General features: G+C 61.4%; 20 protein-coding genes. 12 read left to right on the forward strand and 8 right to left on the reverse strand.

The window, feature by feature from the left end; genetic code table 11:
• Positions 1-2: 2 nt before the first annotated feature.
• The 3 genes from QZL87_RS00090 to QZL87_RS00100 form a co-directional block, all read right to left on the reverse strand.
• Entirely contained in the window at positions 3-989 is a 987-nt protein-coding gene (locus tag QZL87_RS00090; protein ID WP_295322327.1) for an SPFH domain-containing protein, read from the reverse strand.
• A gap of 11 nt (positions 990-1,000) precedes the next feature.
• Positions 1,001-1,726 carry an NUDIX domain-containing protein gene (locus QZL87_RS00095; RefSeq protein WP_295322329.1) on the reverse strand — a complete coding sequence of 242 codons (726 nt, stop codon included), beginning with the start codon at positions 1,724-1,726 and terminating at the stop codon, positions 1,001-1,003.
• Between the two features lie 251 nt (positions 1,727-1,977).
• Positions 1,978-2,592 carry a hypothetical protein gene (locus QZL87_RS00100; RefSeq protein ID WP_295322331.1) on the reverse strand — a complete coding sequence of 205 codons (615 nt, stop codon included), beginning with the start codon at positions 2,590-2,592 and terminating at the stop codon, positions 1,978-1,980.
• 136 nt (positions 2,593-2,728) lie between these two features.
• On the opposite strand from QZL87_RS00100, the gene QZL87_RS00105 reads away from it, so the two are divergent.
• Complete coding sequence (locus QZL87_RS00105) at positions 2,729-3,226, forward strand: metalloregulator ArsR/SmtB family transcription factor (RefSeq protein ID WP_295322332.1); 498 nt, start codon at positions 2,729-2,731, stop codon at positions 3,224-3,226.
• On the opposite strand, the gene dgt is transcribed toward QZL87_RS00105, so the two are convergent.
• Positions 3,198-4,625: a dGTP triphosphohydrolase gene (gene dgt, locus QZL87_RS00110; protein ID WP_295322334.1), complete on the reverse strand. Its 1,428-nt coding sequence runs from the start codon at positions 4,623-4,625 to the stop codon at positions 3,198-3,200. The two genes, QZL87_RS00105 and dgt, sit on opposite strands and share 29 nt — an antisense overlap.
• Positions 4,626-4,850: 225 nt before the next feature.
• On the opposite strand from dgt, the gene QZL87_RS00115 reads away from it, so the two are divergent.
• The gene (locus tag QZL87_RS00115) at positions 4,851-5,783 is read left to right on the forward strand and encodes a hypothetical protein (protein WP_295322335.1); all 933 of its coding nucleotides are present in this window, start codon (positions 4,851-4,853) and stop codon (positions 5,781-5,783) included.
• On the opposite strand, the gene QZL87_RS00120 is transcribed toward QZL87_RS00115, so the two are convergent.
• Positions 5,784-6,974: a helix-turn-helix domain-containing protein gene (locus tag QZL87_RS00120; RefSeq protein ID WP_295322337.1), complete on the reverse strand. Its 1,191-nt coding sequence runs from the start codon at positions 6,972-6,974 to the stop codon at positions 5,784-5,786.
• A gap of 175 nt (positions 6,975-7,149) precedes the next feature.
• Between QZL87_RS00120 and QZL87_RS00125 the strand changes: the two genes are divergently transcribed.
• The 8 genes from QZL87_RS00125 to QZL87_RS00160 all read left to right on the forward strand — a co-directional run bounded on the left by QZL87_RS00125 (position 7,150) and on the right by QZL87_RS00160 (position 19,250).
• Entirely contained in the window at positions 7,150-8,028 is an 879-nt protein-coding gene (locus QZL87_RS00125) for a hypothetical protein (RefSeq protein ID WP_295322338.1), read from the forward strand.
• A 106-nt stretch (positions 8,029-8,134) separates the two neighbouring features.
• A complete protein-coding gene (locus QZL87_RS00130; protein ID WP_295322340.1) occupies positions 8,135-10,474 on the forward strand; it encodes a hypothetical protein in 2,340 nt (779 codons plus the stop codon).
• Positions 10,475-10,685: 211 nt separating this feature from the next.
• Complete coding sequence (locus QZL87_RS00135) at positions 10,686-11,495, forward strand: ATP-binding protein (protein WP_295322341.1); 810 nt, start codon at positions 10,686-10,688, stop codon at positions 11,493-11,495.
• Between the two features lie 151 nt (positions 11,496-11,646).
• On the forward strand, positions 11,647-13,308 hold the full coding sequence (locus QZL87_RS00140) for a hypothetical protein (protein ID WP_295322342.1): 1,662 nt from the start codon (positions 11,647-11,649) through the stop codon (positions 13,306-13,308).
• 473 nt (positions 13,309-13,781) lie between these two features.
• The gene (locus QZL87_RS00145; RefSeq protein ID WP_295322343.1) at positions 13,782-14,276 is read left to right on the forward strand and encodes a hypothetical protein; all 495 of its coding nucleotides are present in this window, start codon (positions 13,782-13,784) and stop codon (positions 14,274-14,276) included.
• A gap of 27 nt (positions 14,277-14,303) precedes the next feature.
• On the forward strand, positions 14,304-17,165 hold the full coding sequence (locus tag QZL87_RS00150; protein WP_295322345.1) for a TonB-dependent receptor: 2,862 nt from the start codon (positions 14,304-14,306) through the stop codon (positions 17,163-17,165).
• A 172-nt stretch (positions 17,166-17,337) separates the two neighbouring features.
• Positions 17,338-18,459: a histidine kinase gene (locus QZL87_RS00155; protein ID WP_295322346.1), complete on the forward strand. Its 1,122-nt coding sequence runs from the start codon at positions 17,338-17,340 to the stop codon at positions 18,457-18,459.
• On the forward strand, positions 18,456-19,250 hold the full coding sequence (locus QZL87_RS00160; RefSeq protein ID WP_295322348.1) for a LytTR family DNA-binding domain-containing protein: 795 nt from the start codon (positions 18,456-18,458) through the stop codon (positions 19,248-19,250). The genes QZL87_RS00155 and QZL87_RS00160 overlap by 4 nt, the downstream gene beginning before the upstream one ends.
• A gap of 19 nt (positions 19,251-19,269) precedes the next feature.
• On the opposite strand, the gene QZL87_RS00165 is transcribed toward QZL87_RS00160, so the two are convergent.
• From QZL87_RS00165 to QZL87_RS00175, 3 genes are all read right to left on the reverse strand, one after another.
• Positions 19,270-20,004 (reverse strand): hypothetical protein, encoded by a 735-nt coding sequence (locus QZL87_RS00165; protein WP_295322351.1) that lies wholly within the window; start codon positions 20,002-20,004, stop codon positions 19,270-19,272.
• 3 nt (positions 20,005-20,007) lie between these two features.
• Entirely contained in the window at positions 20,008-21,219 is a 1,212-nt protein-coding gene (locus tag QZL87_RS00170) for a toxic anion resistance protein (RefSeq protein ID WP_295322354.1), read from the reverse strand.
• Between the two features lie 77 nt (positions 21,220-21,296).
• Positions 21,297-22,253: a bile acid:sodium symporter gene (locus tag QZL87_RS00175; RefSeq protein WP_295322357.1), complete on the reverse strand. Its 957-nt coding sequence runs from the start codon at positions 22,251-22,253 to the stop codon at positions 21,297-21,299.
• A gap of 154 nt (positions 22,254-22,407) precedes the next feature.
• On the opposite strand from QZL87_RS00175, the gene QZL87_RS00180 reads away from it, so the two are divergent.
• Both QZL87_RS00180 and typA read left to right on the forward strand, forming a co-directional pair.
• On the forward strand, positions 22,408-23,058 hold the full coding sequence (locus tag QZL87_RS00180) for a purine phosphorylase (protein WP_295322360.1): 651 nt from the start codon (positions 22,408-22,410) through the stop codon (positions 23,056-23,058).
• 98 nt (positions 23,059-23,156) lie between these two features.
• On the forward strand, positions 23,157-24,989 hold the full coding sequence (gene typA / locus QZL87_RS00185; protein ID WP_295322363.1) for a translational GTPase TypA: 1,833 nt from the start codon (positions 23,157-23,159) through the stop codon (positions 24,987-24,989).
• Positions 24,990-25,003 lie beyond the last annotated feature (14 nt).

Raw genomic sequence — 25,003 nt, forward strand, 5'->3', positions numbered from 1 at the left:
CCTTACTGCTCGGTGATGGCACCCACCGCGGCTGGCTTAAACTCGCGCATGACCGCGGCGAGCAGGTCGGGTGTGACGTTGAGATGTTCGATCGTGTCGAGATTGCCAGCGAGCTCGCGTGCCGCCAACCCGAGGAGAACGGCGGGCGGCAGATCCCGATAAACCGCGATATGGGCCTGCTCCGCCTCGGCCTTGGCGCTCTCCACGATACGGATGCGTCCGGCTTCGGCCTCTGCCTCGACCTTCTGCGCCTCGGCGAGACCGGTGGCGCGGTTTCGGGCGTTCTCGGCTTCCTCGGCAATGAGCTGCTTCTCGCGGCGTGCGAGTTCGGTTTTATTGCCGAGTTCATTTTCGGCAATGGCACGCTCCTTGTCTACAGCGAGCGCACGGCGTTCGAACATCGCTTCATCTGCCTTTTGTTGGAGCGCCTCGAAGGTCGGCGTTTGCAACGCACGTTCCAGTTCGCTGCTCGGCGCGAGATTGTTCAATCGCACCGCGACGATCGCGAGACCGATGTCGGAAAGAGCGGGATCGTTTGCGAGCGCAGCTTCCAGTCGCTGGCGCAGCGGTTCCACGCCAGCATCGAGCAGAGCACGCACCGGCGCCTCGGCCAGATATTGGAGCGTCGCTTGATTCACGAGGCCGGCAAGCCGCGTCTCGATCCGTTCGATTGGTTCGCGAATATATTGCCCGTTGGCGAGACCGATCGTGAAATCGATGCGTTCGGCGACCCGGTCGGGCTCTGCTACCCTCCAACCAAGAGTGCCCTGGACACTCACTTGCTGGAAGTCAGCGCTGCGTCCCTTCACGAAAAGCGTCATCTCGCGGTCGTCCATCGGCACCTCTGCGACGCTCGCCGTATCGGGGCGGAACCAGAAGACGAGGCCCCGTCCGCTCTGCCGAATACGCCCATTGCGATAGCGGATAACGTGGTGGCTGGCATCGCTGCGCAGCCGCGCGACGAAAGCGAAATTCGTGATTTGTGCCATGTTAGCCTCCCTCAATTCTGCGGTTTAAAACGGTAAAGTTCTGCCGGCCTGAACGACGCGCCAGTTTCGCGCTCGCCCGTTCCCTCGATCCAGCCCTTGTCCAACATCCGGCGCCGGAAGGCGGGTTTGTTCAGCCGGACACCAAGGATCGCTTCATGAACGTCCTGGAGCTGGCGAAGCGTGAAATGCTCCGGAAGCCATGCGAAACCGACATCCGAATAGTCCAGCTTTCCGCGCAGCCGCAGGATCGCCATGGCGAGGATGTCGGCATGGTCGAAAGCCAGCGATATCGGTTTGCAGTCGGGCGACCTGACCTCGACCGAACCACCTTTCTCTCCCGACCACGGCACGTCGATGCCGGCCGCCAAGAGAGATGGCGTCGCTTTCTGGGCGCCCGCAAAAGCGTCCTCTGCAAGCAGTCCGAGATAGGCCACACTGATGATTCGCATGCGCGGGTCGCGCTTCACGGCGCCAAAGGTATAGAGCTGCTCCAGATGAGCCGACTGAATGCCCGCCTTGTCTTGCAATATTCGTTTCGCGGCATCGTCGATCGCCTCATCGATCCGGACAAAGCCGCCTGGAAGCGCCCATTTATCCGCGAAGGGATGCTGATCTCGTTTGACGAGAAGCACTGTAGGTTTGCCTCGGTGCAATCCCAACAACACCAAGTCCACCGTCACGGACGGCCGTTCAAAGTCGGCGGGTTCGTAGTTGTCGAGGAAATCCAGTTCCGTCATATCACACCTTATATGCAACACGCATATTAGATAGATGCAAGATGAATATAAGTCAACAGGCGGAGCGGACTGCCGCCTTGTCCGGGAATGGAGAGGCTGGTATATTCGTTGTAAAACGAGCCTAGAATTTTTGATTGGAGGAAGAAGTGATGCTGATTGAAGACGTTCCTGGCGGCTGATCGCAAATGATTGGCGAGTGCCCAATCTGTCGATTGTGCGCCCAAGGGCGATCGCTTCCTCTGCGCACCACACTACGACGCGAAACGTTGTTCGACTTGGAAATCCAAGCCTTCGGCTAGCGACGAGGTCGGATCTTCCGCCACGAGCATCAGCAAATGAGCCATCGCTTGGGAAACCATGGCACACGCCAAGGGCTCGCTCCAATCGAAACCGAGCCGGACGATTGCTTGATCCTCCAGCAAAGGGCCAAATCTCTGCCGAATGCGAAATCGAACTTCGCTGGCGCTGCGGGCGATCATCGCGCCGAATACGTGAATATGGCCGCGATCAAGTTCAGCACTGATAATGCATGAGTAGAGGGCGGGTGCGCCGCGGTCTTTTCGGGCCGGCTCTTCGCGACGCCGCGGCGGCGACGCCGCGAAGTAGTTCATGGCGTGATCGCTTAGGAAAGCCGTGATAGGAACGCCGGATACAACGGCGGGTGATGTGTCCAAACCGAGACTGAGACCGTGCAACGCAATCGCACGCTCGAAGCCGATAGCGTGCCGACAAGCGTCCATCGCCGACTTTCCATCAAAGAGCTGACACGGCCTGTGCAGCCAGTCGATCGGCTCGATCTCGATCCTCTCCCGGACAAATCGTGCTCCTGTTTCGGCGGCAACATAGACGAGGCGATTCGCCGCCAAGGAGCCTTGGCGCGCCGTTGATTGCGAACCGGATGTGTCAGATCGCCTCGACGTCGCTCCGACGTGAGGGCGGGAGCACTGGCTTCCACTACCTTCCAACTTCATCGTTCCTGTCCTATCATCGTCAGGTTCACTGATGACCATCACGAAATCAGACAAGGGTAAATGTTCGGTATATGCCGAAATAACGAAATGTTTGTGTTCGGAGAATGGGTACCGCTGGCCGAATGGGCGCGACGATCATGTCGCCATGAAAAAGATCGAAAATGTCGGCGGCGAATTATCTATTGGCGACACTTCCAGAAAGTTCCAGAAAATGCTGGGGAAAGAAATGAAAAACGCATCCGCAATCGCGGCACTTTCCTCCCTTGCATATGACACCCGCCTTGAAACGATCCAACTGCTGGCCGCGGCCGGCGACGATGGGTTGGCGGCGGGAGAAATCGCGCGCCGGCTTGGGGTTCAGCAGAGCACGTTGAGTGATCATCTCAGGGCATTGTTTGCGGCAGGCGTCGTCACGTCCGAGCGAAAGGGGCGTTCAATTGTCTATCGCGCCAACTCGGGAACGATACTCGATCTTATCGAATTCATGCTTGAAACGTGCATTAGCGACCAACCATCTCAGCAACCTTGACGGCGTATCGATCGGTCATTCCCGAAACGAAATCCGTCATAGCGTGCACGGCGTCATATACGTTGGTCGCCGTGGTGATCGGGAAGTTGAGAGCTCGCACCAATTGCGTGTGGTAGGAGCTAAGCTTGTCTTTGTCCCACCCATGCCGATGCAGATCGTCGAGTAGCGGAACGATGCCGTCTAATACACGGCAGATGACGTTTCTGCCCAATACCTCAAGTTCGGTCTTTCGCGGCGCACTGAATATCCGCTGCTTAGCGACTTTCTTGATCGCGCCAAATTCACTTGCGACCCGCGATGCTTCGACAAGCGATACCGCGAAGGCTCCGCTCATGATTGCATCATAATTGTCTTTGAACGCATCGGCGCAGGCATCAATGGCGCCCTTTATGGCGAGGGCGCGATAACGCGAAATGACGTCGGCTTCTTCGTCATCGGTATAGATTCTGTTGGTTTTCGCCATGACGGGCTTGAGCAGTGCACATACTTGGTCGAAGCTGACTTTGCCAGCCAAATAGGCGTCCTCCAAGTCCATGACATTATAGCAAATGTCGTCCGCCGCCTCCATCAGGAAGGCGAGAGGGTGGCGACGCCACCACGATCCGACGGTCGTTCCGCGGTCGCTAACGACGTCCGTCTTCGGCAGTCCCAGTTCCTCGGCTACGGCCGCAAACGTCCCAATGTCATTCTCAAAGAAGCCGAATTTCTTCAGGCCGATGTAGCGGTTTCCTTTGATCGTTCCCTCCGTCCCGACCTGCTGACGAACGCTCGCCGCCACGGGATATTTGGTGAAGGCGCCCAGCGAGCCGAATGCGAGACGTAATCCGCCTTGGTTTTTGTACATTTCGGTTCGGGTCAGGATGCGGAATCCCTGAGCATTGCCTTCGAATGCCATAAACTCGTCACGATGCTGCCCATCGATCTCGGCCAACACCCCATCAGCCTGGGAGAAGCGATCAGCGAACCAGGATCCGATCGCGGTCTCCCCTGAATGGCCGAATGGCGGGTTGCCGATATCATGCGCCATGCATGCCGCTTGGACGAGACCTGCAATAATCTCGACGTCTGAAGGTTTCACCCTCTCCTCGTCCGCCAACCAGGAACCGACCGCAACGCCAAGGTCGTGACCGACCGTCGCGACTTCCAGGCTATGGATAAGCCGGTGATGGATATGATCGTTGTCGTAGAGAGGATGAACCTGTGTTTTGTTCGCCAGCCGGCGAAAAGGCTGAGAAAATAGAATGCGATCGATATCTTGCCGATAGGCCGGACGATACGGCCGCTGAACATAATTCAGGTCGTTTAGTCGCTCGAGCTTGAGAAGCTGATCCCACTCCATTTGCGTTTTTCCTTCGGGTTCAGATGGTTCGATCAAAACATCGAATACATCAGTCTGCACTGATGGAAAGCCTGCATATGGGCAATAACTTCTATTTATGCCGCGAGGCGTTCGTCTCAATTTTAGCGAACACTACACCAGTGCTCCGGTGCCTCACGATGAATGCATCTTGGCATCATCGGCTTCGCGATACCTGACCTCCGCGAAAAATAGCTCGGCGGCCTCGCTCTGCGGCAAAAAGTGAGATTCTCAGAGACTATCTTGTAGTGTCTGAAGGAAAATAGGGTGTACGACAGAGTTCTAATTGAGAGCCTCACGGTGGCATCGAGTAAAGCTTGGCCAAAAATTATAGAGCGTTATCAGTTCGTGACGGACTATCTCGAAATCAACATGCCCACCACGGCGGACGTGGATAGGTTCGCTCAGCATGTGGGACTGTCGCGCCGCATGTTTTATCGACTGATCGAGGATCGAAAGCGGCAGTTGATCGAGCGCTCGTCTGCCAGCCCGGTTATTGGACGCGGTCGTCCCATAGACAAAGAGCAGGAGCTAGCAATTTCAGACGCGCTGGCAAATCATCCAGCGGACGCCTTGCTTCGAGATATCTGTATTGAGGTGCTGCGTATCTGCGAAGAGCGCGGTATTAAGTCTCCCAGCGCTTATGCGATCGCGAGCCGTATGCGAATTCGTGGCAAGCTGGTCGAAATCGATGCCCGGCTCCATTACCAATTTGACTGGGTACTGGACGCTGCCCAGCTCGATTTTGACATTATTGGTTCCGACAGAGTGGCTCGCCCGGCGTACCTACTGGCGGTAATCGATGCGCGCCGCGGAGTGACACTGGCGCATCAGGTGCATGGCGATAAGCCGCGCGCATTGGATATTATCAATTTGATTTCGTCGAAGTTTGCACAGTCTCGATCTGGTTCATGTCCAAAGCGCGTCGCTGTCACGAGGACATTGTGGGCCGAAGTTGAGCTTCTAGTTTCGATTCTTTGCCATCATTCAATAGAAGTCGCGGAATGCGCACCTCGGACGATCAGGTCCGGTGAAGCGCTGATGCTTGTATTTGGCGGCAAGATTGGAAACATTTCTTTGCAGCCTCGACCTAGGCGACGGTTCCCGGACATGGAACGGCCAGCGATCGAAATGGCGCTGGCCGAAGCTATCGTCGGCATTATCGTTCAGAGACAGAATGAAGAGCCAAGCTCGGAGTGATCATCCCAATATCCAATGATACGGGTCGGCACGGCTCGTGAACCAGTCTTCTATGCGCGCCATTACCGGGCCAAAGAATGCATCGATTTCGTTCGAAACCCGGTTAAGCCTTCGCCCGCGCTTAGGAAGATCCGAATCTGGCACGCGCGGCAGGTGCCGCACTATTTTTTTGTTCCAAGCGTCCACGCAATATTCGATCATTCTCAGGGCGTCATCGAAATTGGTTCCCGATCGACCGTGGAGTTCGGGATCGCTGCCGGGCATATTCCGACTGCGAAATGGATAAGGCCCAAGTCGGTCCCCCAAGAGACGCATTATCAGCTCTCCATGGCGCCGGGGCCCCTCGCTAATGACATTAACATCTGAGATTCGTGTGCTCGCAGGGAAGAGTTCGGTAGCTGCGCTGGCGAAATCTTCGAGTCGCGGCGGCACGACCCACGTCAGTTCGGAGACCCGCACCGCAATCGGAAAGCGTTCGTTAGCAAATTGGGTGATCCGCTTTCTGCGCATATCGTCAATCGCTAAGCTCAGCCCCGTATGCCAACCCTCTACCGAAATCGATGCGCCGAGAATTAGACGCGTCGATCGATCTATTATGGCGGTCACCGTTCCAAATTTTACAAAGCCGCCCGCTGTTAGGACCGGAAGGTCGATATTTATTTGATCAACGGCGATTCTGGCTCCGAACACTGCATCACGCGGAATCGTCCCGCTCGCCCGTAAAGCATGAACACGTTGGCGGAGCATCCATTCTGTAGGCGGGATAAGTCCTCGCCTCGCACAATGCGCAGCAACCATGCTCTCAAGTTTTGTGATTTTGGCGTCCGGCTCTTGTCGCAAAGCTTGAACCAAAGCTGCCTCGATCGGTTCCGCCAAACCCTCACGCGCGGATGAAGCACGCGCCACATTCTGCATGCCGGGGACCAGTGCCTTCACCGGGCCGAGGGCCCTCAGTTTGGTCAAAAGCCGATAAAATTGGCGCCGTGACACGCCAAGCTTAGCGGCGGCGGCGTCGACTTCTTCTACGGATGGCGACACTAGGTCCATATAATGGTCGAGCGCCTCAAGGCGTTCCAGCATCGTCGCCTGCTTCTTCGCGGGCTGCTTTGATAAGAGCGCGAGCTCTCCTTCCAGTGTCGCATCCTGCAGAAGATGACGCGTGATTAGCTGTCTTTGCTTGTCCTCGATCATCAGGCGCTCCGTTAACCAATTTTTCCAAAGCCCCCTTAGGGGGCTTTGCAACCTCGAATCAAATCGTCTTGGCTTTGTATGTCAAAAAAGTGCTTGGCACCACCCCGCTTTCCATCATACATGTGACATACAAAGCCAAGACGATTGGCGTCTGGTGTTGCAATGGGGTCCAATAATGAATTTACAGAACAGTGCTGATACTGCGCCGTGGCGCCGTATTCCGCTCGAGGCCGGGCGTGGTCGGTTCCATCACCCTGACCCGCGTGTTCCAAGTCTCCTGGACGAGGCTGAGCCAGCTACGGCAACTCGCTTGCAGCGCTCAAAAGAGCGGTGGGAAGGCTTGGCCGAAGCAAGCCGGCTCGCGCAAATCACTGTGCTCCAACATGGAGGCCACGATCGGCCGATCGTCACTCGGGGCGGGAAGCATCTTCGGTCCCGTATGGGTTCACGCAAGACGGGTCTGCAGCAGGTCGTCGAAGGGCGGGGGCACCGTGACCTCACCATGTTCAATGAAGTTTGCCCAGCTGTGCTCGACTATCAGGCACATCCTTTCAAGATCGAATTCCAGCTCGGCGGTGATCGTAAGGTCTATTACCCCGACCACATTCGCCTGCTTCGTACTGGCGTAATCGAGTTAATCGAAGTCAAGCGCACTCCTGCTGATATCGCGGATCCCGAATATAGGGAAAAGCTTGCCGGAGTTGCGGAGATTGCGCGGCGCGTCGATTGGAACTTCCGCATTCTCTATCAGGCGGACATCGATGGCCCGCCGAACCGCAAAGCAAATGTTGAGGCCATTTACATGCGCCGCTTCATGCTGCTTAGCCGCGAAGAACAGATGGCCATCAGCGAATTCGTAATGGCCGAGCAGCCGCTCCCGTGGGGAGATTTGCGCTCCCGCATCTGCCCAGGGGACGCGCGGCGCGGGCAGGCCACCCTTTACTGCAACGTTGCGCTGGGGCGCATTTCGATCGACCTCGACGCTCCGATTACCGATGCGAGCATCGTGGCCCCTTGTAACCCCGTTCCCACGCGCCGGGGCTTCCGGATTTAAGTCGACCAAGGTCGACCCCGGCGGCGCCAGAAACTCACGACGCCGCGCTCGGCCTAGCTATTCGGTTGTGCGGCATTCCATCCGACTCCCCCTTTGAATCCATCCAGTGCTCGCGAAACTGCAAGCGCGTGCTTCGGGTATAGAAAGTAAGAAAAAAATGAGAGAGCTTCCGTTTAAACTCGACCCCGGCGATATCGTGGAGATCGAAGGCGTCGCGCATGTCTTCGATCGGATCGACCCCGACGGTCGCATCACCTTCACGTCTTTGCGTCAGCGCGTCGAGTATATGATCACCGATCCCCTGACCGGCTTCCCCATAAAGCCGCAATCGGATGACATCGCGCGTCTTATGACAGCGGGGCGCTTCATCAAGCGGGCGCCGGACCTCGAGGGAGCCGCGCGCCGGATTGCGCGCAAAATGGAGCTTGATGCTGCAGATGCCCGGGCGACAGATGAGAACGCCGACTTCCGGATCACATTTCTTCGCGCATATGATGCCAGTCCATGCGGCCTCTCCGATCGTGCCCTCCGTCAATTCGCGCAGCAACTTCTGAACGATCCCGAGATAGCACGACTGCCCGGCGCGCGAATGTATGTGGGCTCCACCTTCAGATCCTGGATCCACAATCGTGGCCATCGGAACGATCGTAAAATGCGCGATGGCATTTCGATGACCGGCAAGATGCCTCGCAAGCGGAAGGTGCATCATCCAATAGAGATATTGGAGTATTATATCGCTCTCGCGCACCGGAAGACGACGTCACGTCTCCATGCTAAGACTACGGTTCTCAAAGCTTGGGAAGACTATAAGGGAGAAATCAACCGCATTAATCGCGGAGTGCCTTCGGGACGTCCTGGGGAGAATTATTCGCAGCCCGCAAAACCGTACCGGTATGTCAGCCAAACGACATTCTGGCGTATTTGCAACGACGCGCGGTCATCCGCCACCACGCGTGCAAAGCATGGCGCGCAAGCCGTGTATTCGCGTTACGGAGGCGGCGGGCGGAGCGAGCAGCCGAAGAGCGTCGGCGCGCTCGCGGTAATGGACGACACGCCGGTCCCCACAATCTTTCTTGTCGACGAGGAAAATCGCATTCCCCTTGGTCAGGCCACGCTCGTGGCCATGATGGACTGCTACAGCAGGGCAATTCTCGGATGGGATCTCAGCTGGGAAGAGGCATCTTCTGCGACAGCGTTGCGAACGTTCGTGCACGCCAACACGCCCAAAGCAGTTCCCCGTGATCTTGACGAGCTGCATCCAGAGCTCAAGTGGATATGCGTCAAGCCGACCGCGCTGTTGGTTGATAACTTGGTGGCGCACCATTCGCGGCATTTCGAGGATTCTCTGCTCGATATCGGCACCGACGTTCATTTCGCTGGTTCCGGAATGCCGCGCGACAAGGCGGGTGGCGAGCGAGTGCTCGGCACCATTCTAGATCTATTCTTCAAGGACCTACCTGCGGCAACATACGATATTCCGCACGCCCGCGAGTTCGGCTTCGATCCAGCTACCATGACAATGGTTTCTCTGAACGTCGCTCGTGAGACGCTTCTTCGGGCCATCTGCACGTACCACCTGGCACCACATTCCGGATTGAAGCGCCGTCAGCCGGCTCTCGTCTTCAAGCAACATGCAGCGACCCACGGTCTTTCGCTAGTCGACGATATCGACGAATTTCATCGTTCGATCGGCATTGTTGAGTATGACGTAAAACTCAGGCCGTCGGGCGTGGTGATTCAGGGCCTGCGCTACTCTGATTTCCAATCTACTCGCGTTTTGATTGATGACCTGGTTGCGTTGCAAGGTCCCTCACAATCAAAGGGGAAAACGATCAGCCTCACCGTGAAAGTAAAATATTCCCCGGACGATATGGGATACATCCACGTCTGGAATGAACGAACCAAGAAGTATGTCTCGCTGCCGTGCGCCCAGTTCGATTACGCGGACGGCATGCCGTTATGGGCGCATAAACGTGTTCTGGCGATCGCTAAGCAGGAGGCGCTGGATTACTCCAGCACGGAAGAGCTAATCGAAATTCGCAAGCGGCTATTTGAAACTGTCCGCGCCATCCACCCGCATGCGTCGGAGCAAGATCGCCGAACCGTCGCAAAACTGAGGGAAAACCCACTGTTTCGACGGGTGATGGGCAGCATTGTGGAAGTGGTGGATGAGCGATCAGATCTAGTCGAGCCGGATGCTGCGCGGCCCAGCCATGTCATCGGGGATGAACTCGCGGCTCCAAGTCGGTTGGACGCAACTGCTCCAACTCCGCGTCCGGGCCGGAATGATGCATCGGTCGGGCGTACTGCGTCTTTGGCTGGCAAGACCAAAAACCGCGATCGTCGCGATGCCGGAGCACCTAAGAGCACAACTCAAACCGATAATCGCCGTAACCGCCCGCAAGATTCCGGCTCAAACCTGAAGTGGGGAGATTCATATGACTAACGTCCCGTCTGCAGGAGGCATGCCAAGCGAACATAGCGCTTTTGTGCCCGCGTTAAGCAATCGAAACGATCCGAAATCCGCTCGGCCTAGCGATCTCCTGTCTGGAAGGTCGCCCCGACCCGGGAGTCTGGCGGAACGCTCTGAGCGAGTGGCAAAAAAGGTGGCCGCCCTTCGGCGAATTCGTTTGCCCTATCCGCGTCAACTCGCGGTCATGGCGGAATTCGACGAAGTTCGCGCGATTGGAGTAGAAATGCGCGGTTTGCCTCAACTGGGCATGACGCTCTTTGAAGTCACGGGCTGCGGCAAAACAACGGCGGCACAACAATATGTCGAGCGCCAGCAACACGCTGCGGCGCCGGGCAGTACGCCGACGCTGCTCGTCAGGCTCGACAATTCGGGGACTGCTCGCGCCCTATACGTCGAAATACTGTCTGCCCTAGGCGACGGTTTTGCAATGAACGGCACAGAGCAAAATTTACGACGTCGCGCGCTAGACGCCTTGGGTGATGCCGGGACCGAGTTGGTTATCATCGATGAAAGTCATCACGGTGGTCGGCGGTCCGGTTTCGGCGGAGAGATTACTTCGTCAGTCAAGCTCATGCTCGACGCCGGCGTGGCACCCGTTGCCTTACTTGGTACCGAACAGGCCGTGCCAATTTTTGCGAAGGACCGGGAACTGAGCGGCCGCTTAACAGCTCCCTGCAATCTCGGCCCGCTTCGATGGTTCGATGAATATGACAGGGAGCTATGGGTCGGGTTTCTCCAAGCGCTCGATGATCAAATGGTTGCGGACGCGATTGTCTCAAAGGCAACGGGACTGGCAGGGGAAGGGCTCGACCTCGCTCTAATTGAGGCGACCAATGGCGTCATCGGCCAACTGATGGGGACCGTTCGCACTGCGCTTCGCGAGGCTATTCGCGACGGTCGCGATAGTGTCTCGTTGGAAGACCTTGTTGCTGCCGTCGATGGGTGGAACGTCGCCCACGGTTTCACTGAAAGCAATCCGCTCCGTGACCTCTAAGGCATCCGTCAGGCGGCTTTTGAAGCCTGCACCACCAATCCAAGGTGAATCGCTCCGCGGGTTGGTCGCCGATGCGTGTGCCCGAAACCACATCCCAAACACCTTTGGTCTCCTTCAGCATTTCGGTCTCCGACACAGGAATCGGGTTGATGTGTCTGAGAGTGACGACGTCAATACAGCCGGTCTCGCTGCGGCGCTGGCGATTGATGAGGCAGAAGTGGACGCGCGCCGTTACCCTAACGCAGGGCGACGGTACCGTTGTTTTTACGGCCTCCGACTTTCCTCCTCTCGTTTGGAAAATCGGATTCGACGCTTTTCGCCTGCTGCAATCGCATCAGGGTACCTCCATCATCCGGCTGTCCATGAACTCCGAGACCTGCCGTTCTCCCTGCTTGGCTGGGATATGCTCCAAGAATCTTGCCCGTGTACGCCGGGAGGATCACGGCAAGGTTGGACCCGCGTAAATGGAACAGCGCGTTGCGATATCTGCGGCGGGCGCCTTGATCATATCGAGCCGATTTTCGTCCCCGATCGACTGAGGCCCTCGCTCGCCGTGCTGGTTGGCATGGTAGATACGGCTGTCTCCAAACGACAATCTGCGCTTTCTCTTCTTCCTGCCAGTATCCAGTCGGCAGATCGCAAACTGCTATTTGATACAACAATCTCGCTAGGCGAGCACGTCTTCAAGACAGGTGATGGCCGTAGCCCAATGCAGAAAACTGAGGCAATCGCGAAGGCATGTGAAGCGATTTTGCATTGGCCACACGGAATGCCAAACCTTCGACCTCAATCGGTTCGAAGCGCGAATTGGGAGGACGCGCGACGTAACTATCTTCTGCTGGATAAATGCCAGGATGCGCCACTGGAACGGACTGATGGTCTGTCGCAATCTGCGCAACGCTTGACTGATCCGAAAGCAATTTATCAGCCGCGCGGTCGATTCGGTCGAGTCAGGCAGCCGTTCCTCAGCGCCATGGCGGGAGCTAGGCTGATTGGCATCGACGATATAGCCGTTAAACAAGCCTGGGATGACAAGCTGGTCACCCAACATAGCTCGGTATTGCGCGGCAACCGCGTGAGGGCATTCGACCCCGAGGAGTTGATCCGCTTGGCGCCTCGCCTGCGCCGAGCGATTCCTCGTGCGCGTGCTGCACGGATGCTCGGAATCTCGATCTTCGGAATTGAACAGCTGTCTGCATTAGGAGCCTTTCGACCCGACGCGCCCAGCGGGGATCGGGGCCAGGCCGAAGCGCACCTAGCGGAAACGATACGGCTAATCGACCTGATGCAAGAGGCGGTATCGGAGACGGTTGACGGTCCCATTCCCCTGGTCGAGGCCGTCCGTCATATCTCGGGGAGACCCAAACCTTGGGGCGTCATCCTTTCAAATTTGTTGGAAGGAAAAGTCCCATATGTCTGCGCCGCCCAAGAGAGCGGGACGCCCTTGACGAAGCGCATTTCCATTCCGCGGGAACGTCTGCCGTATATTGTGTCTCTTCGCTTCGATCGGAATGTATATCCCGACGACGAGTTCGAAGGGCGCTGGAGACAGAGCGACGCACTCGAATGTCTGAACGGCGATGTAAACGCGCCGGAGCTTCTTACTACGCTCACCTCGATCGGGACTCGGCCTAAATGGTACCTCGCAGCCGAGGTCGAGGAATTGGCTGCCAACGGTGTTACAACTTCCGATCTGGCGCGTCGCGCAAACATGGACGTTAAGAGAATTTATCTCGCCCTCGACAAGGCTGGTGTCCAACAACTGGCTCCGGGGCTTTGGTCTCGAGTAGCCGCAGAACGCATCGTTCTCTGATCCGGCGGCGGGCCTACCGCGCGCTGAATGCGCCAACCCGACGGCCGTCCAAACTCCAACTCTACTGACCTTGATCAAACGCCCGCGGCCGAATCTCGGCCGCGGGCGTTTGTTTATTTGCCGTGAGCGGGTCCCGATGAAAAATCTGCTTCATTGAGCGATCTTTGGTGAAATCAGTCCTCTGCTCAATTCTGAAAAAACCAATATATTTTATATAGTAAGATGAGCGGGGCCTAGTGAAACGTGACACCGCCTGACGCCGCGATGCACGGGCGTGCGGATATTTTCGATCACCGATGGCGCAGCGGTCGTTGCCGGCCAAATCGCGTGCGCTGGCCGTTCGCCCCGCTGGACAGGACGTTCACCTTTACGGACTTGCGTTGGGCCGCATGCGGGCGCCGATCGGCTGCGCTTCGCTCCCACCGGCGACCGAGCCGCATTAGCCCCCTTTCTGAAAGAAAGAGGGGACGAAGATGATCGAGGTTACCCATGCCGTCGCGGCGGCGGGCGAGGCGGCGCCTGGCCGGGCGATCCTGATCGGCGGGCTCGCGGGCGGCGCGCTCGACCTGGGCTTCGCCTTTACCGCCTGGGCGCTGAGGGGCGTCGGGCCGGCCGATATATTGCGGGGCATCGCGTCGGGCCTGCTGGGCCCCGCGGCCCGGACCGGCTTCGCCCCGGTACCGCTGGGGCTGGCCTGTCATTTCCTGCTCTCGCTGCTGTTCGCGGCGGCCTTTGTCCTCGTCGCGGCGCGGGTCGCGCCGATGGGGCGGCAATCGCCGTGGCTGGCCGGTCCGCTCTACGGCGTCGCCGTCTATTTCGTGATGAACCGCGTCGTCCTGCCGCTTTCGAACTTCGCCGTTCCGCCCGGCGGCACGGCGCTTAGCTTCGCCGACCTTGCCTCGCACATGTTCCTCTTTGGCCTGCCGATCGCGCTGGCGGCGCATCGCTGGGCGCGGGTTGCGCCATAAAGTCAATAATAAACAGGGAGAATCAACATGTTGGAAAAATTTCGACCGCGTCATATGCTGCTTTCGACGACATTGCTCGGAAGCGCCGCCTGCATCGCGCCGGCCCATGCGCAGGACGCGCCGGGTGGCGAGGCGGCGATCGAGGATGCGACGCCGATCGTCGTCACCGGTTCGCGCATCCAGAACCCCAATCTCGAGCAGTCGAGCCCCGTCCAGGTCGTGGGCGAGACAGAGATCGGGCTGCGTCAGGCGACCAATGCCGAAGAGCTGATCGGCGACCTGCCCGGCGTGTCGCCGGGCGCCAGCAGCGCGGTCAACAACGGCGGCGCGGGCTTCGCGTCGCTCAACCTGCGCGGCGTCGGCACCAACCGCAACCTCGTGCTGCTCGACGGAACGCGGCTCGTGCCCTCGTCGCTGCTCAGCGAGACCGACCTCAACATCATTCCCGTCGCGCTGATCGAGCGCGCCGAGATCGTGACCGGCGGCGCTTCGTCGGTCTATGGCGCCGACGCGATCGCCGGCGTCGCGAACTTCATCACCAAGCGCGACTTCGCGGGCGTCGAGCTTGCCAGCACGGTCGGCATCACCGAGCGCGGCGACGGCGCGCGCTATCGCTTCGACGTGACGGTCGGCGCCAATTTCGACGACGGCCGCGGCAATGCGGTGCTGAACGTCGGTTACCAGAAGGTCGAGCCGGTGCTCCAGGGCGGCCGCGCCGTTTCGCGCGACACCTATTTCCTCGACGGAAGCCTGGTCGGTTCGGGGACGACGACGCCGACGCGCATCAACAACCGCATCTACAACCCCGCCGACGGTGCGCTTCGCGACTATGTCGGGTCGCGCGACGCCTATAATTTCGCGCCCGACAATTATTTCCAGACCCCGCTCGAACGCTATAACCTGTTCGGCGCGGCGCAATATGAAGTCGCCGACGGCATCGAAGTCTATGCCAAGGGCATGTTCACCCGGTCGAAGGTGCAGCTCAGCCTCGCCTCGTCGGGGATGTTCGGCGATACATGGCAGCTGCCGCTGAACAATCCGTTCCTGCCCGACGCCGTGCGGTCGGAGGTTTGCGCGTCGAACGCGATCTCGGTCGCCGACTGCGCCGCCGCGGGCGCAGCGACCAGCCCGAACGATCCCGCCTATCGCGAGGTCGCGACGGTGATCAACCGCCGCTTCATCGAGGCCGGGCCGCGCATCCGCAACCTGACGACCAACCAGTTCCAGCTTTGGGCCGGCGTCCGCGGGTCGATCACCGATACGATCAAGTTCGACGTCTATGGCCTGCACGGCGAATCGGATCGCAAGAACAGCAATATCAACTGGGGCCTGAAATCGCGTGTGCAGCAGGCGCTGCGCGCCAACAGCACGACCGAATGCGCCGATCCGTCGAACGGGTGCGTGCCGATCAACCTGTTCGGCGATGGCACCGATATCACGGACGAGGCGATCGCCTTTTTCAACCAGCCGGCTGGATCGACGGTGAGCACGCGCCTGTCGGTCGTCAGCGGCAGCATCTCGGGCGAGCTGGGCAATTTCCTTGCGGGGGAAACGCCGATCGGCTTCGCGCTGGGCGCCGAATATCGCAAATATGGCGCCGAGCAGGTATCCGACGTCGCCTTCGGAACACAGGACGAGGTGCTGGGCACCGGGGCGCCGTCGCCGTCCTTCTCGGGCACTTACGACGTCAAGGAAATCTTCGGCGAGCTGATCGTGCCGATCGTCGAGGACGTGCCCGGTATCTATAGCCTGACCGCCGAGGCGGGCATCCGCCTGTCGGATTATTCGAACACGGGCACCAGCACGACGTGGAAGGCGGGCGGCACCTGGGAGCCGTTCCGCGGCTACAAGATCCGCGGCATCTATCAGCATTCGGTGCGGTCGCCGAATATTTCGGAGCTCTTCACGCCGATCACCACGGGTCTCGCCAACCTTGCCGAAGATCCGTGCCAGGGGGCGAATCCCGTCGGCAACGCCGCGCTCACCGCGATCTGCATCGCGCAGGGCGCGCCCGCGGGAACGATCGGGAATATTCCGGCGCCGTCCTCGGGCCAGATCAACCAGACGGCGGGCGGCAACCCCGACCTCGACGTCGAGACCGCCGATTCCTACACGCTGGGGCTGGTCGTGACGCCGCCGCAGGTGCCGGGGCTCGCGATCACGGCGGACTATTATCATATCAAGATCACCGACGCGATCACGCTGCCGACGCCGGACGACGTCTTCGGCCCCTGTTTCGAAGAAGGCGATGCCGAGGCCTGCGCGCTCATCCGCCGCAATCCGCTCAACGGCTCGCTGAACGGCGGGGGCGACACGCCGGGCCAGATCGCGCTGCTCACCAATCAGGGGACGATCACCACCTCGGGCGTCGATCTGCGGATCAACTACGGCCTGCCCACCGGTTTCGGGCGGCTCAACTTCGACCTTTCGGGCAACTGGACCGAGCAGTCGAAATTCAAGGCCTCGCCGACCAGCATCAACCGCGAATGCGTCGGCCAATACAGCACGAACTGCGGCTTCTTCGCCGGCGAAATCACGCCGAAATACAGCTTCAACATGCGCGCGACGGCGCAGATCGACGATTTCGGCGACATCTCGCTACTGTGGCGCTGGCTCGACGGCGCCGACTATGAGCGGATCCTGGATGTCGACGGGATCGAGCCCGATTATCTGCACATCCCGAGCTACAGCTATTTCGACCTCACCTACCGCGCCCGGGTCGCCGACATCTTCACGCTCACGCTGTCGGTCCAGAATCTGCTCGACAAGGACCCGCCGCTCGTCAGCAACTATGTCGGAACGACAACGCTCAACTCGGGGAACACCTATCCGACCACCTATGACGTCCTCGGGCGGCGTTACAGCCTGACCGCGAGCATGCGCTTCTAGGCCCGGTTTCCGGCGCCGAGGTCCAGTCCCCCTCGGCGCCGGCCCGGTGCGCGGACGAAGGGTGGTGCCTTCGTCCGCGCATCCACCCATTCTCTCCCGGCGAGGGTGAACGCGCGATATCTGCGGCCGAACGTCGGTCGACAGCCTGGCGCCTTCCTGCGATAATCGCGCGATGAACCAGGCCGCGGTCTTTCGATCCACCACCGTCTATGAAGTGGCCGCGGCCGGCCGGTCGGGCGGCCTCGAATGGCAGCGGCGGCGGGCGCTCCTCTGGCTTACCGGCGCCTTCTGGGGGCTGCACACGCTGGCGCTCTGGACCGCCGATCTGCTCGACCGGCACCCGCACCTGCTGCGCGCGACGGCCGTGCGCCTCCTGCTCATGGCGATCGGCCTCGCCCTGTGCTTCGGCATTCACATGATTTTGCGCAAGCTGGGCCGGCGGCCATGGCGCCAGAAGGCGCCGATCGTCTTTTTCGCCTCGCTCGTCGCGGCCGAATCCTTCGCCTGGTGTACCTATTTCGCCTTGGTCTATGCGAAGGGAGAGCCGGTCCACCTCGCGATCGACGGCAGCGCGGTGATCCGCACGCTCGTTCCCTGGACCTGGTTCTTTCTGGCGTGGGTCGGGCTCTATCTCGCCGTCCAATATGGTTTCGAGGCGCGCGCGGAAGAGCGCCGCTCGGCGCAGCTTCGCACGATGGCGCAGGCGGCCAAGCTTCAGGCGCTCCATTATCAGATCAACCCGCATTTCCTGTTCAACAGCTTCAATTCGGTTTCGGCGCTGATCCTCGACGGCCGCGCCGACGATGCAAACGCGATGGTCGAGCGGCTGGCGGGCTTTTTCCGCGTCAACCTCGCCACCAATCCCGACGTCGACATTTCGCTGGCGGAAGAGGTCGCGCTGCAGGCCACCTATCTCGAAATCGAGCAGACGCGCTATCCCGATCTCGAAATCCGGATCGATCTGCCCGCGGCGCTCGGCCGGGCGGCCGTGCCGGCCTTCCTCCTCCAGCCGCTGGTCGAGAATGCCGTCAAGCATGGCGCCGGAACGGTCGGTGCCGGCGGCGCCTGGATCGCAATCACGGTGCGGCAGGAGCCCGGGCGGCTGACGATCATGGTCGAAAACAGCTGCTCGCCATCCGGGCCTGCGGGCGTTTGCGGCACGCATACCGGACTCCGCAATGTCCGCGACCGGCTGTCCAATCGCTTTGGCGCGGATGCGAAACTGTCGATCGAGCGGCTGCCCGCGTCCCGCTTTCGCGCGACGATCGAGCTGCCGCTGGTGTATGTCGCATGACGATGACGGTCCTCACCGTCGACGATGAGCCGCTCGCGCTGCGCCGGCTCGAGCTGATCCTCGCGAAGCTGCGCGACGTAGACCATGTCGGGTCCGCGAGCGGTTGCCGCGAGGCTATCGCCAAGATTGCCGAGCTGAAACCCGATATTGTGCTGCTCGACATCAAGATGCGCGACGGGACGGGCTTCGACGTCCTTGGCGGGCTGCCCGAGGATTGCGCGCCGGGGGTCATTTTCACGACGGCGTTCGATCATTTCGCCGTTCGCGCGTTCGAGGCGCATGCCATCGACTATATCCTCAAGCCCATCGAGCTTTCGCGGCTGAGCGCGGCGATCGACCGGTCGCGCGAGCGGCTCGCCGCGGTCGATGCGCGCGAACAGATTGCCCAGATGCGCGCCGTGATCGACGATCTGCGCGCGGGCTATCACGAGCAGGGCGCGCGGCAAGGCGGGGACGAGTTGTGGTTGCGCGGGACCGCGGGCGTGCTGACCTGCATCCGCCGCGCCGACATCGACATGATCACCGCCGAGGATGATTATGTCCGGCTGCACACGGCCTCTGCATCCTATCTGCTGCGCGGATCGATCCGGGCGGCGCAGGCCGACCTCGACCTTCCCGAAGCGGAATTCGTCCGCGTCCATCGCCGCGCGCTGCTGCGGCGCAGCGCGATCGCAAGCGTGCGCCGCTCGGCCGACCGGGGCGTGCGGGTGATCCTGCGCAACGGCACCGACGTCGGCGCGGGACGCGTCTATGCCAAGAAACTACTCCGCTCGCTGCCGGCGGTCGGCTGATCGATCGTGGGCGCCGGCGTCAGGCCTGACCGGCCGCCGCGTCCTCGCCCTCGATCCCCTGATATTTGAGCTGGAGATAGCGTTCGCGCGTCGCGAGCTTGTCGAGCTCGCCCGCGGCGAGGCTGCGCGCGGCGTTGCCGATCTCGCTTTCGAGCATCTTGAGGCCGCCGACGAGCGTCTCGTCGGGGGTGCGGCCGGCATGGATTTCCTGACGCAGCCCCGCAGGGATACGCTGGTAGCCCGCGACGAGCTCGGGCAGATCCTCGCCCACGAGCTTGCGGATGTTCGCCGCCGCGGGAGTCGCGGGGTCGAGCGTCTGGAGTTGCGGCGCGAGCAGGTCGAGCTGGACGCCGATACCGTCGACGAGCTGGCGCGCCGGAGCCGGGAGAGCGGGACGCTGAGCCTCGAGCCAGATTTCGGTGCGGCCCGCGAGCTGTTTCAAGTCCGCCTTGGGCAGATCCGCCTGGCGCGGTTCGGGGAAGGGCGGCCATTTGCCGAAAAGCACCGCGACGCCGACGAGCAGCACGAACAGCGCGAGCAGACCGACGAAGCCGAGCGGCTGGATCAGCGCGCCGAACACCGCGGCGCCGATTAGCACGATCCCGCCCGCGATCAGCATCCGGCCGAGCTTCTTGTAGAGATGCTGGCGGCGCAGCGCGACGCTCTTGGTGCCGATCGGGCGGCGGCGCTCGCGCGACCGTTCGATCGCCGAAGCGGCGGTAATCCGGATCTTGTCGACTTCGCTCATGCTCATCGCTTAGCCTTCGAGCGCGGCGAGCGGGCTGTCGGCGCCGCCGACGCTCGCCTGCGCCTGGCTCGCGCCCTCGGCGCGCGCGATATAGCCCTTCGACTTCGCGACCTCGCCCTCCAGTGTGTTGACGGTGGTCTTCATGCTGTCGAGCGCCTTCAGCTTGAAGGTGTCGATCGCGTCCATCGTGTCGTATATATTCTGGAAGGCGCGCTGCAGCGTTTCCATCGGGATCGTGCTCGACGCCGCCTGTTCGTGGATGCGCGCGGTATTGTCCTTCAGCATCTTCGACGTGCCGTCGATGATATTCGCGGTCGTCGTGTTCAATGCGGTGATCTGTTCGAGCACCAGCTTCTGGTTCGTCATCGCCTGCGCGACGGTGATCGCGGTCTTCAATGCGCCGACGGTGGTCGTGCTCGCACGGTCGACGCCCTTCACCAGCTCGACATTGTTTTTCTTGACGAGGTCGAGCGCGAGATAGCCCTGCACGGTCACCGCCATTTGCGTGAGCAGGTCCTGCGTGCGCTGGCGCGCATAGAAGAGGGCGTTCTCGCGCAGCACCTTCGCCTTCGCCGGGTCGACGCCGTCGAGTTCGTTCGCCTTCGCTTCGAGTTTTTCGTCGAGCGTCTGGGCGATGTGGACCATCTGTTCCAGCTTGCCCATCGATTCCCACATCTTGCGGCGTTCGACGTCGATCGCCGCATTGTCCATGAGGAGTTCGTCCTTGCCGTTGGCGAGCGCGGTCAGGATGCCGCCGATATGCGTCTGCGCGCTGCGATATTGCGCGAAATAATTGTTGATCTTGCCGCCGAAGATCTTGTCGAGAAAGCCGCGCTTCGAGATGAGCTTGCCGTTCGCCGACGGGTCGAGCCGTTCGACGGTCGTGCGCAGCTCGATCAGATTCTGGCCGATGTCGGTGTCGCGGTCCATCGCGCGGATCGGGCGGTCGAGGAAGCGGTTCGAATGGCTCGCCGCCTCCAGCATCTCCTTGCGGCCCATGTTGGTGATCTGGTCGACCTTCTGCCCGAAGGCGGGCGAATTGACGTCCTGCGCGACGAGATCGTCGATGAAGCCGTCGACGCGCTCGCCGAGCTTCGATTTCTGTTCGGTCGACAGCGGGACGAGGCCCGCAGCCTTTTCGGGGGAGACCGAGGGCACGGGATCGGGTGGGGTCAGCTTCAGCTCGTCGGTCGCGGTTGTCGTTGCGGTCGCTTCGCTCATTCGTCTTCCTTCCAGCCACCCAAGTCAGCCAATGGGCCGTATGCCTATATGGCATGCGGACCTGTGTTATTCAAGCACTACACCTTTTCCGCCCGCAGCACCGGAGCGATCCAGGCGGACAGGATCAGCTGCGCCATATGATAGACGAGGATCGGAACGAGCACCATGCCGGCGATGGCGGGCGGGAAAAGCGTCGCCGCGAGCGGCGCGCCGACCGCGATGCTCTTCTGCGCCCCCGCGAAGAGCAGGGTGATGCGGTCGGACCGCGCGAGCTTCAGCCATCCGCCGAGTGCCCAGGCGCCGCCGAAGGAGAGTGCGAGCAGCACGGCGACCGCGGCGAGCACGACCCCGATCTCGCGCGCGTCGAGCAGACCCCAGATGCCCGCGACGACGGCGGCGGAAAAGGCGACATAGACCGCGATGGCGATCGCGGCGCGATCCATGAAGGTCGCAAGCCCGCGATGCGCGAGCACCCACGGCCGCAGCCAGGGCTGGACGAGCTGCCCCGCGACGAAGGGGAGGAGCAGGATCGAGACGATGCGCAGCACGGCTTGCCCGTGAATCTCCCCCGCGCTGCCCGCGAGGAGGGCGAAGAGCAGGGGCGAAAGCGCGACACCGGAAAGGTTGAGCAGGGCCGCGGCGACGACGCTCGCGGCGACATTGCCGCCGGCTAGGCTCGACGCCGCGGTGGCAGACTGGACGGTCGAAGGCAGGATGCCGAGGAAGAGGAAGCCGAGCGCGAGCGTCGCGGGAAGCAGCGGCGCGGTCGCCGCCTGCGCCGCGAGCCCGAGCAGCGCCATGCCGCCGAAGCAGAAGGCGAGCGTGCTCCCCTGCAGTTTCCAGCCCAGAATGCCGTGGAGCACTTCGTCGCGTGGCAGGCGCACGCCGTTCAGAAAGAAGAGGAAGACGATCGCGGCGGTCGACAGCCCGCCCGCGATGGGCACCGCCGCGCCGCGCACCGGCAGCAGGCTCGCGGCGAGGATCGTCGCAAGCAGCACCGGGACGAAGCGGTCGGGGAAGATACGGGCCAGCATGGGGGCGAGCGATGGCGGGATGAGCGTAGATTGGCAAGTTGTTCTCCCCTTCTCCGTTCGCATCGAGCGAAGTCGAGATGCCCCTAAGGCGCGTGCTGACGACGGGTGTCTCGACTTCGCTCGACACGAACGGAAACTGGATTATGCAGACGCGATGGCCCATATCCTCATCCTCGCCGCTTTACCCGAAGAGGCCGACGCGCTCTTTCCCGGCACCGCTGCCCGCGCTGCGGGGCCTTTCGCCATCCGCCGTCTCGAAGCGCACGGTCATGCGCTCGCCGTCGCGACCTGCGGGCTCGGCAAGGTCAACGCCGCGCTCGCTGCCGGGATGCTCGGCGGCGGCGCCGACATGCTGCTGATGACCGGCACCTGCGGGTCGCTCGGCGCGGCGCCGGGCGCCTACTGGATCGCCGAAGCGGTGCAGCATGATTATGGCGCCAGTCAGCCCGGCCGCTTTCGCCGCTACCGCGCCGGCGAATGGCCGATCGGCGAAGCGGGCGAAGCGCATTTCAGCGCGATGGCCGACCCGGGGCTCGGCCTGCCGCACGCGCGGATCGCAAGCGGCGACAGCTTCGTCGCCTGCCCCGACGCCGCCGCCGACCTCGCGGCGCTCGGCGCAACGCTCGTCGACATGGAGGTCGGCGCGGTGGCGCAGGCTGCGGCGCGGCTCGGCAAGCCGTGGGCGGCGATCAAGGCGGTGACCGACGCGGCGAATGATGCGAGCGGCGGCGACTTTCAGGCGAATCTCCGGCGCGCTGCGGCTGCCGCGGCCGCCGACATCGAGCGGCTGATCACGCTGCTCTGATGCCCGGCAATTTTGTTGCGCCGCAGCACTGCTTCTGCTAGGGGCGCGGCGTTTCGCGGCGCTCTGCGCGTTGCCCTCTCCAAAAGGCCCATTTCCGCATGTCTTTGCGCAATATTGCGATTATCGCACACGTCGACCATGGAAAAACGACGCTCGTCGACCAGCTTTTCCGCCAGTCGGGCACCTTCCGCGACAACCAGCGCGTGGAAGAAAGAGCTATGGATTCCAATGACTTAGAGAAAGAGCGCGGGATCACCATTCTGGCGAAATGCACCTCGGTCGAGTGGGGCGAAGGCGCCGACGCGACGCGCATCAACATCGTCGACACGCCGGGCCACGCCGATTTCGGCGGCGAGGTCGAGCGCATCCTGTCGATGGTCGACGGCGTCATCCTGCTCGTCGACGCCGCCGAAGGCCCGATGCCGCAGACCAAGTTCGTCACCGGCAAGGCGCTCGCGCTGGGCCTGAAGCCGATCGTCGTCGTCAACAAGATCGACCGCAGCGACGCGCGCGCCGCCGAAGTGCTCGACGAAGTGTTCGAACTGTTCCTGACCCTGGAAGCCAATGACGAACAGCTCGACTTTCCGATCCTCTACGCCTCGGGCCGCGGCGGCTTCGCCTCGGACAGCCCCGACGCGCGCGAAGGCACGCTCGAGCCGCTGTTCAAGACGATCGTCAGCCATGTCCCCGAGCCGGGCCTGCCCGTCGACGCGCCCTTCACCTTCCTCGCGACCCTGCTCGATCGCGACAATTTCATCGGCCGCATCCTGACCGGCCGCGTCCAGTCGGGCACGGTCAAGGTCAACCAGCCGATCCACGCGCTCGACGCCGACGGCAAGGTGATCGAAGCCGGCCGCGCGTCGAAGCTGCTGGCGTTCCGCGGGCTCGACCGCGTGCCGGTCGACGAAGCCAAGGCGGGCGACATCGTCGCGATCGCGGGCCTGACCAACGCGACCGTTGCGAACACCATCGCCGACACGAGCGTCAGCGAGCCGATCGCCGCGCAGCCGATCGACCCGCCGACGCTGTCGATGCGCTTCGCGGTGAACGACAGCCCGATGGCGGGCCGCGAGGGCAGCAAGGTCACGAGCCGCATGATCCGCGACCGCCTCTTCCGCGAAGCCGAGACCAATGTCGCGATCCGCATCACCGAAAGCGCCGACAAGGACAGCTTCGACGTCGCGGGCCGCGGCGAGCTCCAGCTCGGCGTGCTGATCGAAACGATGCGCCGCGAAGGCTTCGAACTCGGCATCAGCCGCCCGAAGGTTCTCTATGGCGAGGACGAGGACGGCAAGCGCACCGAACCCTATGAAACCGTCGTCATCGACGTCGATGACGAACATTCGGGCACGGTCGTCGAGAAGATGCAGATCCGCAAGGCCGACCTCACCGACATGCGCCCCTCGGGCGGCGGCAAGACGCGCATCACCTTCAGCGGCCCGTCGCGCGGCCTGATCGGCTATCACGGCGAATTCCTGTCGGACACGCGCGGCACCGGGATCATGAACCGATTGTTCGAGAAATATGGCCCGTACAAGGGCGTGATCGAGGGCCGCAAGAACGGCGTCCTGATCTCGAACGGCAATGGCGAAGCGGTGGCCTATGCGCTCGGCCCCCTGGAAGAACGCGGCATCCTCTTCGTCTCGCCCGGCGAGGCGCTCTATGAGGGGATGATCATCGGCGAGAATGCCAAGCCCGACGACCTCGAGGTCAACCCGATGAAGTCGAAGCAGCTCACCAACTTCCGCTCGACGGGCAAGGACGACGCGATCCGCCTGACCCCGCCGAAGCGCATGACGCTGGAACAGGCGATCGCCTATATCGACGACGACGAGATGGTCGAGGTGACCCCGAAGAACATCCGCATAAGGAAGGCGATCCTCGATCCGCATGAGCGGAAGAAGGCGAGCCGCAAGAAGGAAGCGGCGTAATCGCCCTTTCGCGA

It is taken from the genome of uncultured Sphingopyxis sp., from assembly GCF_900078365.1.
In the GTDB taxonomy this organism is placed as follows: Bacteria; Pseudomonadota; Alphaproteobacteria; order Sphingomonadales; family Sphingomonadaceae; genus Sphingopyxis.

What these genes read in the sequence shown, in the direction of transcription:
- QZL87_RS00090 (WP_295322327.1), bottom strand. Translation starts at nt 989, where the DNA reads ATGGCACAAATCACGAATTTCGCTTTCGTCGCGCGGCTGCGCAGCGAT.
- QZL87_RS00095 (WP_295322329.1), bottom strand. Translation starts at nt 1,726, where the DNA reads ATGACGGAACTGGATTTCCTCGACAACTACGAACCCGCCGACTTTGAA.
- QZL87_RS00105 (WP_295322332.1), top strand. Translation starts at nt 2,729, where the DNA reads ATGACCATCACGAAATCAGACAAGGGTAAATGTTCGGTATATGCCGAA.
- QZL87_RS00120 (WP_295322337.1), bottom strand. Translation starts at nt 6,974, where the DNA reads ATGATCGAGGACAAGCAAAGACAGCTAATCACGCGTCATCTTCTGCAG.
- QZL87_RS00125 (WP_295322338.1), top strand. Translation starts at nt 7,150, where the DNA reads ATGAATTTACAGAACAGTGCTGATACTGCGCCGTGGCGCCGTATTCCG.
- QZL87_RS00135 (WP_295322341.1), top strand. Translation starts at nt 10,686, where the DNA reads ATGGCGGAATTCGACGAAGTTCGCGCGATTGGAGTAGAAATGCGCGGT.
- QZL87_RS00145 (WP_295322343.1), top strand. Translation starts at nt 13,782, where the DNA reads ATGATCGAGGTTACCCATGCCGTCGCGGCGGCGGGCGAGGCGGCGCCT.
- QZL87_RS00150 (WP_295322345.1), top strand. Translation starts at nt 14,304, where the DNA reads ATGTTGGAAAAATTTCGACCGCGTCATATGCTGCTTTCGACGACATTG.
- QZL87_RS00155 (WP_295322346.1), top strand. Translation starts at nt 17,338, where the DNA reads ATGAACCAGGCCGCGGTCTTTCGATCCACCACCGTCTATGAAGTGGCC.
- QZL87_RS00160 (WP_295322348.1), top strand. Translation starts at nt 18,456, where the DNA reads ATGACGATGACGGTCCTCACCGTCGACGATGAGCCGCTCGCGCTGCGC.
- QZL87_RS00165 (WP_295322351.1), bottom strand. Translation starts at nt 20,004, where the DNA reads ATGAGCATGAGCGAAGTCGACAAGATCCGGATTACCGCCGCTTCGGCG.
- QZL87_RS00170 (WP_295322354.1), bottom strand. Translation starts at nt 21,219, where the DNA reads ATGAGCGAAGCGACCGCAACGACAACCGCGACCGACGAGCTGAAGCTG.
- QZL87_RS00175 (WP_295322357.1), bottom strand. Translation starts at nt 22,253, where the DNA reads ATGCTGGCCCGTATCTTCCCCGACCGCTTCGTCCCGGTGCTGCTTGCG.
- QZL87_RS00180 (WP_295322360.1), top strand. Translation starts at nt 22,408, where the DNA reads ATGGCCCATATCCTCATCCTCGCCGCTTTACCCGAAGAGGCCGACGCG.
- typA (WP_295322363.1), top strand. Translation starts at nt 23,157, where the DNA reads ATGTCTTTGCGCAATATTGCGATTATCGCACACGTCGACCATGGAAAA.